This window comes from Devosia sp., from assembly GCF_036406155.1.
Lineage (GTDB): Bacteria > Pseudomonadota > Alphaproteobacteria > Rhizobiales > Devosiaceae > Devosia_A.
On the sequence record NZ_DASWVV010000047.1, the window covers coordinates 1 to 8,976 of the forward strand.

The 8,976-nt window shown below is 68.2% G+C and carries 12 protein-coding genes and 1 riboswitch; of the genes, 4 read left to right on the plus strand and 8 right to left on the minus strand.

The window, feature by feature from the left end; all coding sequences use genetic code 11:
* Window positions 1-466 (minus strand): CbtA family protein (locus VGD93_RS02990; protein ID WP_395009043.1); only part of this gene is annotated, 466 nt, incomplete at its 3' end.
* 55 nt (window positions 467-521) lie between these two features.
* Window positions 522-704 carry a CbtB domain-containing protein gene (locus VGD93_RS02995; RefSeq protein ID WP_395009044.1) on the minus strand — a complete coding sequence of 61 codons (183 nt, stop codon included), beginning with the start codon at window positions 702-704 and terminating at the stop codon, window positions 522-524.
* A 28-nt stretch (window positions 705-732) separates the two neighbouring features.
* Window positions 733-946, minus strand: a riboswitch (cobalamin riboswitch).
* Between the two features lie 90 nt (window positions 947-1,036).
* Between VGD93_RS02995 and VGD93_RS03000 the strand changes: the two genes are divergently transcribed.
* Window positions 1,037-1,369, plus strand: a complete 333-nt coding sequence (locus tag VGD93_RS03000) for a DUF4342 domain-containing protein (protein ID WP_395009046.1) — start codon at window positions 1,037-1,039, stop codon at window positions 1,367-1,369.
* A gap of 15 nt (window positions 1,370-1,384) precedes the next feature.
* Here VGD93_RS03000 and VGD93_RS03005 read toward each other — a convergent pair whose 3' ends face one another.
* The 3 genes from VGD93_RS03005 to VGD93_RS03015 form a co-directional block, all read right to left on the minus strand.
* Window positions 1,385-2,179, minus strand: a complete 795-nt coding sequence (locus tag VGD93_RS03005; protein WP_395009048.1) for an alpha/beta fold hydrolase — start codon at window positions 2,177-2,179, stop codon at window positions 1,385-1,387.
* Window positions 2,172-3,155, minus strand: coding sequence for an iron exporter MbfA (gene mbfA, locus VGD93_RS03010; RefSeq protein ID WP_395009050.1), 984 nt, complete (start codon window positions 3,153-3,155; stop codon window positions 2,172-2,174). The genes VGD93_RS03005 and mbfA overlap by 8 nt, the downstream gene beginning before the upstream one ends.
* Window positions 3,156-3,230: 75 nt before the next feature.
* Window positions 3,231-4,139: a LysR substrate-binding domain-containing protein gene (locus VGD93_RS03015; protein WP_395009052.1), complete on the minus strand. Its 909-nt coding sequence runs from the start codon at window positions 4,137-4,139 to the stop codon at window positions 3,231-3,233.
* A gap of 96 nt (window positions 4,140-4,235) precedes the next feature.
* Between VGD93_RS03015 and VGD93_RS03020 the strand changes: the two genes are divergently transcribed.
* From VGD93_RS03020 to VGD93_RS03030, 3 genes are all read left to right on the plus strand, one after another.
* Window positions 4,236-4,385, plus strand: a complete 150-nt coding sequence (locus VGD93_RS03020; RefSeq protein ID WP_395009054.1) for a hypothetical protein — start codon at window positions 4,236-4,238, stop codon at window positions 4,383-4,385.
* Window positions 4,386-4,507: 122 nt separating this feature from the next.
* Window positions 4,508-6,313, plus strand: a complete 1,806-nt coding sequence (gene lepA, locus VGD93_RS03025; RefSeq protein WP_395009056.1) for a translation elongation factor 4 — start codon at window positions 4,508-4,510, stop codon at window positions 6,311-6,313.
* A 479-nt stretch (window positions 6,314-6,792) separates the two neighbouring features.
* Window positions 6,793-6,987 carry a DUF2283 domain-containing protein gene (locus VGD93_RS03030; RefSeq protein WP_395009058.1) on the plus strand — a complete coding sequence of 65 codons (195 nt, stop codon included), beginning with the start codon at window positions 6,793-6,795 and terminating at the stop codon, window positions 6,985-6,987.
* A 451-nt stretch (window positions 6,988-7,438) separates the two neighbouring features.
* Here VGD93_RS03030 and VGD93_RS03035 read toward each other — a convergent pair whose 3' ends face one another.
* From VGD93_RS03035 to VGD93_RS03045, 3 genes are all read right to left on the minus strand, one after another.
* A complete protein-coding gene (locus VGD93_RS03035; RefSeq protein ID WP_395009060.1) occupies window positions 7,439-7,705 on the minus strand; it encodes a hypothetical protein in 267 nt (88 codons plus the stop codon).
* Between the two features lie 11 nt (window positions 7,706-7,716).
* A complete protein-coding gene (locus VGD93_RS03040; protein WP_395009062.1) occupies window positions 7,717-7,854 on the minus strand; it encodes a hypothetical protein in 138 nt (45 codons plus the stop codon).
* A gap of 122 nt (window positions 7,855-7,976) precedes the next feature.
* Window positions 7,977-8,777, minus strand: coding sequence for a DNA adenine methylase (locus VGD93_RS03045; protein ID WP_395009064.1), 801 nt, complete (start codon window positions 8,775-8,777; stop codon window positions 7,977-7,979).
* Between the last annotated feature and the right edge of the window lie 199 nt (window positions 8,778-8,976).

An 8,976-nucleotide genomic window follows, 5' to 3' on the forward strand; every position in this document is an offset into this window, starting at 1 on the left:
GGCCGGCTCCGGTCGACAGCGCCGTCGCCCACCACCAGGCCTGGCGGGCCCCGAGTTCGGCGGCGACCATCCCCGGCAGCTCGGGCGGCAGCCCGACGGCGGGGGCCAGCTGGAAGGCGACGAAGCCCCCGACCCCCCACACGATGCCGTTGCGCGCCGTGACCGGCAGCCCCGTGAGCACCGAGGCGGCGGCCAGCAGCAGGGCGAAGCCGATGGCGGTCAGCACGTTGGCGAGCACCGTATAGGCGGTGCGCTCCACCCCGTCGGCGGGAGCCCACGTCGCTTCGTCGTGGCTGGGGTCGGGCGTTTCGGCGGCGTGGGCGTGGCTAGCCGGGGCGGGGCTCTCGAAGGTCTCGGCGATGAGGATGAGGGGCGTCACCTTCCAGTGCTGGAGTGCGCTCATGCCGAGGCCGGCTGCGAGTCCGGCAAGGACCGCAGCGAAGACGATTCGCTGGAACAGGTGCATCGATGTCTCTCTTGTGCCGGGACGGCGCGCCCGGCGGGGCACGCGTCCTTCCGGCTCAGTGGCAGGGGAAGCCGAGCGCGTGGCGCGTGTCGTGTGCGCCGTTGTGCACGGCCATGTCGCCGGCAAAGCCGACCCCGCCGACAAGGGCGAGGCCCATCAGCAGGGCGAGCAGGCCGGCAACGAGCCGCTGCGACAGGGAAAGAGAGGCGATGGTCGTGGTGTGGACTGCGGCATGCATGTGCGGACACCCTCCGTGTGCACGTTGTGACAAAGGTCGCGTGCGGGCAGGTCTCCTGGCTTGCGGGTCGCCGCGCTGCCCGGCCTTCCCGGCCGCGTGGCCAGTGGCATAGTCGGACGGCGCTCGCCGCTCACAGTTGCGGGGGCAGCCACGGTCTTGGCCCCTGATGGGTACGCCGCACCGTGTTCCCTTTTGATCCCCTCGCCTTGGTGGTTCGGGGAACCAGCACCAGATAGCAGTGGCACGCGCCGCGGCCGAGGTCAATTGCGACAGATCAAAGCAGGCCGCGCCGCACCCGTGCACGCTGCGCCGCAGGCAAGGAGAAACCGGCCATGGACGAGGACAAAAACAAGAACCGCTGGAAGACCTTCACCGAGGAGATCGAGATCGCCGGCAACCAGCTGGTCGAACGGGTGACGCAACTGATCAAGGACGGCAATGTCCGGCTGCTGCGCATCCGCTCGGAGAACGGCGACATCTTCCTCGAAATCCCGTTGACCGTCGGCGCCGTCACCGGCGGCGTGGTCGCGCTCGCCGCGCCGTGGCTGGCGGTACTGGGGGCGCTGGCGGGGCTGCTCGCCAAGGTGAAGATCGAGATCGTGCGCCAGGAGGAGGCAGGGCCCGGCGACGCCGACGAGGATGAGGACGACATCCCCAAGGTGTGAGCGCCTCTGGCCGGGTCAGTGGCCCTGCCAGAAGCCGAGCAGGGCTGCGCGCCACGCCGCGGTGGCGTCGAGATTGGCGCAATGGCCGCCTTCGGGCAGCTCGACGACGGTGAAGTGGGGCCGTCCCCGCATCGCCTCGAGCGTCGGCCCCAGCGCGGCATTGACGGCCGCGTCGCGGCCGCCGCGCAGCAGCAGGATAGGGAGCCGTGCTGCCATCGCCTCGGCCCGCAGATCGTAGCGTGCGAGATTGGCGGCGACCAGCCTGCCCACCCCGGGATCGAAGCGCGCCAGCAGCTTTTCGAGCAGCGGCCGCGCTTGCCGGTTGCTGGTCGTCAGCCGCGCGCCGAGCCGGGCGGTGAGCGGGGCGCCGGCCAGGCCGTAGCTCAGCGGAATGAGCCCACTCACCCAGCGCGGCAGCTGCAGCCGGTAGCAGGTGCCGAACGTCGCCAGCGTGCGCAGCCGCCCCGCTTCGTGCCGGAGCAGGAACAGCGCGAGGATGCCGCCCAGCGAATTGCCGACCCAGTGCACCGGCCCCACCGCGGCGTGGTCGAGCATGTCGGTGAGGTCGGCCGCCATGCGCGGGATGGAAAACGCCTCTACCCGTGCCGGCGCCGGCGTTCCCGAGCGGCCGTGGCCGCGCAGATCCGGTACCAGCACGCGATAGCCGAGCCCGGCGAAGTACGCGGCGTCGGCGGCGAGTTGCTCGCCCGCCGCCGCCAGCCCGTGGCACAGCACCACCGGCGTGCCGGCCCGCGGCCCCAGATCGTCGTAGACGATTCTGACCCGGTCGGCGGTCAGGAGGTCAGGCATTGCCGATCAGGATGCCGGCGGCGAAGACCAGCGCGCCCCCCAGCACCACCTGCAGCGCCGCCCGCCAGAACGGGGTCTGCATGTAGCGGTTCTGGATGAAGGCGATGGCCCACAGCTCGATCAGCACCACGACGGCGGCGATCCAGGTGGCGATCCAGAAGTCCGAGATCAGGTAGGGCAGGGCGTGGCCGAGCCCGCCCACCATGGTCATGACGCCGGTGGCCAGCCCGCGCTTGATCGGCGAGCCGCGCCCGGTGAGCCTGCCGTCGTCGGCCGCCGCCTCGGTGAAGCCCATGGAGATGCCGGCGCCCACCGATGCCGCCAGCCCGACGAGGAACGTCTCCCACGTATTGCCGGTGGCGAAGGCGGCGGCAAAGACCGGCGCCAGCGTCGATACCGAGCCGTCCATCAGTCCGGCGAGGCCGGGCTGCACGTAGGTGAGGAGGAATTCGCGGTGGGCGACGCGCTTTTCTTCCGCGCGCCCGGCCTCGCCCAGGTGTTCTTCCTCCAGCCGGTCGGCGGTGGTCGCGTGGCCGCGTTCGGCCGCGGCCAGGTCGCCCAGCAGCTTGCGCACCTCGATGTCCGTCGTCTGCTTGGCCGCTTCGCTGTAGAAGCGCCAGGCACTCTCTTCCATCTCCCAGGCCTGCTGGCGCACGGTCTCGAGCCCGAGCGACTTGGTGAGCCAGACCGGCTTGCGGGTCAGGAAGCCGCGCACGTGCTCGCGCCGGATCGGCACCAGCCGGTCCCCGAACTTGCGGGTATAGAGATCGAGCAGGCGGCGCCGGTGCTCGTCCTCCTCTTCCGCCATGCCCTCGAACACCGCCGCCGAGGCGGGATAGGTCGGGCCCAGCAGGCGGGCGAATTCGGCGTAGATGCGGCTGTCCTCCTCTTCCGAGGCGATGGCGAGGGAGAGGATCTCGCGGGCGTCGAGCGAGGCGAAGTCGCGCCGGTTGGGCTGCAGCAGGCGGGTGAACATGCGGAAAACCGTCCGATGAGTGGAGATCAAGTCTAGGCGGGAGCCGGCTCGGCCGGCAAGGTGCGGCGGCGCCTTCTATGCGCGCAGCTGCTGCACATAGCCGTGCGCCGATGCCGGCCCCTCCTGGCGCAGCCACTCGCGGAACCGGCGGGTCTTGTCCGGCTCGCGCCGGCCCCTGGCGGTGACGAACCAGTAGCCCACCCCGCTCGTCGCCGCGATCGGCAGCGGCCGCACCAGCCGTCCGTCGCTCACCGCATCGGCCGACATCATGTCGACCGCGAGCAGCACGCCCTGGCCGGAAATGGCGGCGTCGAACGCCAGCGCCGGATCGTCGAAGGTCGGCCCGTTGACCGGCAGCGGCGGCTGGCCGGCGGCCGCCCACCAGGCGTCCCACGACAGCATGGTCGAGGTATCGTGGATCACCGGCACGCGGGCGAGATCGGCGGGCGCTTGGATCGCCGCGGCCAGTGCCGGGGCGCAGACCGGCGTGTAGCGCTCGCCCCCGATCAGTTCGGCCTCGGCGTCCGGCCAGTCGCCGCGCCCGAAGCGGATGGCGCAGTCGATGTCGGAACGGGTGAGGTCGAGCACCCGGCCGGTCACCACCAGCTTGACCTCGATCCCCGGGTTGCCGGCGGCAAAGCGGCCGAGCCGCCAGATCAGCCAGCGGCTGGCGAAGACGTTGCCCATGGTCAGCGTCAGCGTGTGCTCGTCGCTCCCCCTGAGCGCCGCGAGGCCGTCGGCCAGCGCCACGAAGCCGGCGCTGAGCTGGGGCAGGATGTCCCTCAGCGCCGGGCGCGGCAGCAGCCCGCGCGGCGTGCGCTCGAACAGCTCCAGCCCCAGCCGCGCCTCGGCCCGCCGGATGTGCTGGCTGACGGCGCCGGGCGTCACCCCCAGCTCCTCGGCGGCGGGCGCGAGCGAACCGCGCCGCGCCACGATCTCGATGGCGCGGATGGCGTTGAGGGGGATGGGGAAGGCGCTGCCCATATAGATTTTCTACACTTCGCCGAAAATCTTGTCCATTGCGCATCGCCTGCGTCCGGCGCGAAAACCGCGCTTCACCACTGCCACGGGAGATTTCCGATGCACAAAATCTTGATGGCCCTGCGCCGCTGGCAGGCGCGCCTCGCCGCCCGCGACTGCGCCCGGCCGGACCCGCTGGCGCATCTGAGCCAGCGCGAACTCGCCGACCTGCCGCCGCTGCATCCGCAGCGCGACGCCGATCCGTGCTGAGGCAAGGCGGGCGGGGCGCGGCGGCCGGCGGGGCTTAACGGGCGAGAAACCATCTTTGCCCGCCGCCCCGCCTCTGCTATCAGCGCGGCCAGAGGCGCTTGGCGCGCCCCCGGAACCCCTGCATGACCGTCCCGCTCGACCATATCCGCAACTTTTCCATCGTCGCCCATATCGACCATGGCAAGTCGACGCTCGCCGACCGGCTGATCCAGATGACCGGCGGGCTCGACAAGCGCGAGATGAAGGAGCAGGTGCTCGATTCCATGGATATCGAGCGCGAGCGCGGCATCACCATCAAGGCGCAGACGGTGCGCCTCGCCTACCGCGCCAGGAACGGCGAGGACTACGTCCTCAACCTCATCGACACGCCCGGCCACGTCGACTTCGCCTACGAGGTCAACCGCTCGCTCGCCGCCTGCGAGGGCTCGCTGCTCGTCGTCGACGCCTCCCAGGGCGTCGAGGCGCAGACGCTGGCCAATGTCTACCACGCCATCGAGGTCAACCACGAGATCGTGCCGGTCCTCAACAAGGTCGACCTGCCCGCCGCCGACGTGCCGCGCGTCAAGCAGCAGATCGAGGACGTCATCGGCCTCGACGCCGCCGACGCGCTCGAGATCAGCGCCAAGACCGGGCTCGGCGTCGACGAGGTGCTCGAAGCCATCGTCCACCGCCTGCCGGCGCCGAAAGGCGACGTCGACGCGCCGCTCAAGGCGCTGCTCGTCGACAGCTGGTACGACACCTATCTCGGCGTCGTCGTCCTCATCCGCGTCGTCGACGGCACCATCAGGAAGCACCAGAAGATCCGCATGATGGCGACCGGCGCCGCCTACGAGCTCGACCGCGTCGGCGTCTTCACCCCCAAGCTCGTCGATGTCGGCGAGCTCGGCCCCGGCGAGATCGGCTTCTTCACCGCCTCCATCAAGGAAGTGGCCGATACCAATGTCGGCGACACCATCACCGACGACCGCCGCCCCACCGCGCAGCCGCTGCCCGGCTTCCGCCCGGCGCAGCCGGTGGTGTTCTGCGGCCTGTTCCCGGTCGACGCCAACGATTTCGAGGATCTGCGCGCCGCCATGGGCAAGCTGCGCCTCAACGACGCCAGCTTCTCCTACGAGATGGAGACCTCGGCGGCGCTCGGCTTCGGCTTCCGCTGCGGCTTTCTCGGGCTCCTCCACCTCGAGATCATCCAGGAGCGGCTGAGCCGCGAGTTCAACCTCGATCTCATCGCCACCGCCCCCTCGGTGGTCTACGAGGTGCAGTTGACCAATGGCGAGGTCATGCTGCTGCACAACCCCGCCGACCTGCCCGACGTGGTCAAGATCGCTGAGATCCGCGAGCCCTGGATCAAGGCAACCATCCTCACCCCGGACGAGTATCTCGGCGCGATTTTGAAGCTCTGCCAGGACCGCCGCGGCATCCAGCGCAACCTCTCCTATGTGGGGAGCCGCGCCATGGTCGAATACGACCTGCCGCTCAACGAGGTGGTGTTCGATTTCTACGACCGGCTGAAGTCGATTTCCAAGGGCTATGCCAGCTTCGACTACACCCTCGCCGATTACCGCGCGGGCGACCTCGTCAAGCTCTCCATCCTCGTCAACAACGAGCCGGTCGACGCACTCAGTATGCTGGTGCACCGCCAGGCCGCCGAGAGCCGCGGCCGGCAGATGTGCGAAAAATTGAAGGAACTGATCCCGCCGCACCTCTTCGTCATCCCCATCCAGGCGGCGATCGGCGGCAAGATCGTCGCCCGCGAGACGGTGCGCGCGCTGAGAAAAGACGTCACCGCCAAATGCTACGGCGGCGACGCCACCCGCAAGCGCAAGCTCCTCGAAAAACAGAAGGCGGGAAAGAAAAAGATGCGCCAGTTCGGCAGCGTCGAAATCCCCCAGGAAGCGTTCATCAAAGCGCTGAAGATGAGCGAAGACTGAGCCGCGTCCCGCCCTCGCGGGCAAATCGCGCCGGTGGCGCGATTTGAGCGGCTCAGGCCCGGAGAGCTATGCTCGCAGGGCTCTTACTCTCAGTCGGGACTCCTCCACCGCGAAGCGGGGGAGGGGGACCGCCCGCAGGGCGGTGGAGGGGGCGGCCGCAAGGAACGATCGCGCCAGAGAGCTACGCGCAGGGCACCGGACTCCCAGTCGGGACTCTCCCTCCCCCTTGCGGGGAGGGTGGTTCGCGTAGCGAACCGGGTGGGGGTCAGCCCCACCCCCCAGACCCGTCATCCCCGGGCGCCGCGCAGCGGCGACCTCGGGGACCCAGACAGTGCCTCCGCCCGCCCCGAGATCGCATGGGTCCGCGAGGTCTCGCCCGGCTGGCGCCGGCCTCGCCCGCGGAGGACGGCGCGGTGGGTCGCAGGGCATCCACGGAGCGACTATGCTCGCCGCGACGGCACCCCGTCGGAGAGGCCGGAATGACGCCCACCGTCAAATATCCCGAAGCAGACGCTGCCTATATCCGCTTCTCGCCCGAGCGGGTCGAGGAAAGCGAGCAATTGGCCGACGGCATCGTGCTCGACTACGACAGCAAGGGCCGGATCGTCGGCATCGAGGTCATGGACGCACGGCGGCATCTTTCGCCGGAGTTGCTGGACAAGGCGGCTGCGTAACAATTCGATGCGCCAGTTCGGCAGCGTCGAAATCCCCCAGGAAGCGTGGTCGTCCCCCTCGGGCTTGACCCGAGGGAAGGCGCTGAAGATGAGCGAGGACTGAGCCCACGTCCCGCAGTCGGGACTCCTCCCCCGCGACGCGGGGGAGGGGGACCGCCCGCGGGGCGGTGGAGGGGGCGGCCCCACCCACGAACCCGTCATCCCCGGGCGCCGCGCAGCGGCGACCTCGGGGACCCAGACAGTGCCTCCGCCCGCCCCGAGATCGCGGGGGTCCGCGAGGTCTCGCCCGGCTGACGCCGGCCTCGCCCGCGGATGACGGCGCGGGTCACCGCGCTCTCAACTCTCACTCCGGACTCCTCCCCCGCGACGCGGCGGAGGGGGACCACGCGAAGCGTGGTGGAGGGGGCGGCTTCACCCCCGCGGTGGGGGAAAATCCAAGGGGCAGGCAGACCTATCCCAGCCGCTCCAGTTCCGCCGCAAACGCCCGTCGCACCTGCGCTCGCTCGTCCTCGGGCAGCGCCAGGCTCATCTGCGGCACCACCTGCTCGAAATAGCGCCGGCGCTCGTGGGCAAGCGGGCCAAGATCGGCACGTAATTCGGCGAGCATGCGGGAAAGCTTGCCGCGCACGCGCCCCTCGTCGGGGTAGGCGATCACCGGCCCCGGCGGAAACAGCTCCGCCTCGGCTTCGGCGAACATGTCGAGCTGGGCCTTGGCCATCCGGGCCTCCGTCACGAATCGGAAGGATTGTCCGCCGCCGGCGCCAGCTCATCAACCTTGATCAGCGGTTGTGCAAGGATGCGTTGCATCAAATCCGCCTGCTTCGGCTCCAGCAGCACCAGCCTTCCGAGCACGTGCAGCAGGTTCATCAAATCCTCGGTGTACTCTTGAGCCAGCCGTCGGGCTGGATGGAATCGAGCGGCGAAGGCGGTCGGCGGTCGCCGATGATCGGGCGGTTGCGGTCACGCTTGCGGGAGCAACTGTTCTCACGTTATGGAATGCCAACGGTGTATAGCGCCTCAGTCGTTCTGCCGCGTCGAGCGGAAGAAGCGGCCAATATCGAGTGGCGTTCTATTGACCGATATGACATCTCCTCGCCGTAGAGCTCTCTGATAGAGAGATGATCAGCGTTGGTCATTGCGATAGTCACGCCGCGTGATTTGGCTCGCAACAACGCTTCTCGGAGGCGGCACTGATCCTCCCAACTAAAGAGCTGCTCATTGTATTTCACGAACCCATTCTCGTTGTGCTTTACGGTGTATGGTGGATCCACAAAGAGAAAGTCGCCGTTTTCCGCCCGGTCCACGACGGCTTCGAAATCTCCGGCGTAGAGCTCCGTTCCTTTTAGAGCATCCGCGTAGTCCTGAAATCTCTCTCCGTCCAGAAGAACGGCGACCTTCGTTCCTATCGGAACATTGAACTCTCCTCGGCGGTTGACCCTGTATAGCCCGTTCCAACAGGTGCGGTTCAGGTACAGGAGACGAGCGGCCCGATCCATTCGATCGGCGGGGACGCAAGAACGAACCGCGTAGTAGTGCTCTCTGTTGTGCAGAGCCTGATGAACAACCATTCGTGCGTATAGCTGGGACGGGCTGTCACGCATGGCTGTGTATAATTCGATCAGATCACCGTTCGCGTCTCCGAGCAGGGCGGCCTGCGGAAGAAGATGAAAGAACACCGCGCCGCTGCCGACGAACGGCTCAATATACCGATTATACCGCACGGGCACAGGAAACCTGCTCCCGGCGGTCAGCCACCGTTTGCCGCCAGCCCACTTGAGAAATGGGTCCATTATGTCTGCTTCTTAGCGGCCTCAAGGGAGGGTTGAACCTCGGTCCTTAGCCAGTCGAGAAACTGAAGATCGTCGTCTGTGTACGTACGCAGAGAGTTTTTGTGTGCTGCAATCTTCCTGACATCATTAAAGCGAGCTATCCACGACGTGAATTTGCCACCCTTCTTTTCGCCTGGTGACGCGAACGCCAAGACGGTCT

Bases quoted from the DNA above. Each gene is read 5' to 3' on its own strand.
- VGD93_RS02995 (WP_395009044.1), bottom strand. From the start codon at position 704: ATGCATGCCGCAGTCCACACCACGACCATCGCCTCTCTTTCCCTGTCG.
- VGD93_RS03000 (WP_395009046.1), top strand. From the start codon at position 1,037: ATGGACGAGGACAAAAACAAGAACCGCTGGAAGACCTTCACCGAGGAG.
- VGD93_RS03005 (WP_395009048.1), bottom strand. From the start codon at position 2,179: ATGCCTGACCTCCTGACCGCCGACCGGGTCAGAATCGTCTACGACGAT.
- mbfA (WP_395009050.1), bottom strand. From the start codon at position 3,155: ATGTTCACCCGCCTGCTGCAGCCCAACCGGCGCGACTTCGCCTCGCTC.
- VGD93_RS03015 (WP_395009052.1), bottom strand. From the start codon at position 4,139: ATGGGCAGCGCCTTCCCCATCCCCCTCAACGCCATCCGCGCCATCGAG.
- VGD93_RS03020 (WP_395009054.1), top strand. From the start codon at position 4,236: ATGCACAAAATCTTGATGGCCCTGCGCCGCTGGCAGGCGCGCCTCGCC.
- lepA (WP_395009056.1), top strand. From the start codon at position 4,508: ATGACCGTCCCGCTCGACCATATCCGCAACTTTTCCATCGTCGCCCAT.
- VGD93_RS03030 (WP_395009058.1), top strand. From the start codon at position 6,793: ATGACGCCCACCGTCAAATATCCCGAAGCAGACGCTGCCTATATCCGC.
- VGD93_RS03035 (WP_395009060.1), bottom strand. From the start codon at position 7,705: ATGGCCAAGGCCCAGCTCGACATGTTCGCCGAAGCCGAGGCGGAGCTG.
- VGD93_RS03040 (WP_395009062.1), bottom strand. From the start codon at position 7,854: ATGAACCTGCTGCACGTGCTCGGAAGGCTGGTGCTGCTGGAGCCGAAG.
- VGD93_RS03045 (WP_395009064.1), bottom strand. From the start codon at position 8,777: ATGGACCCATTTCTCAAGTGGGCTGGCGGCAAACGGTGGCTGACCGCC.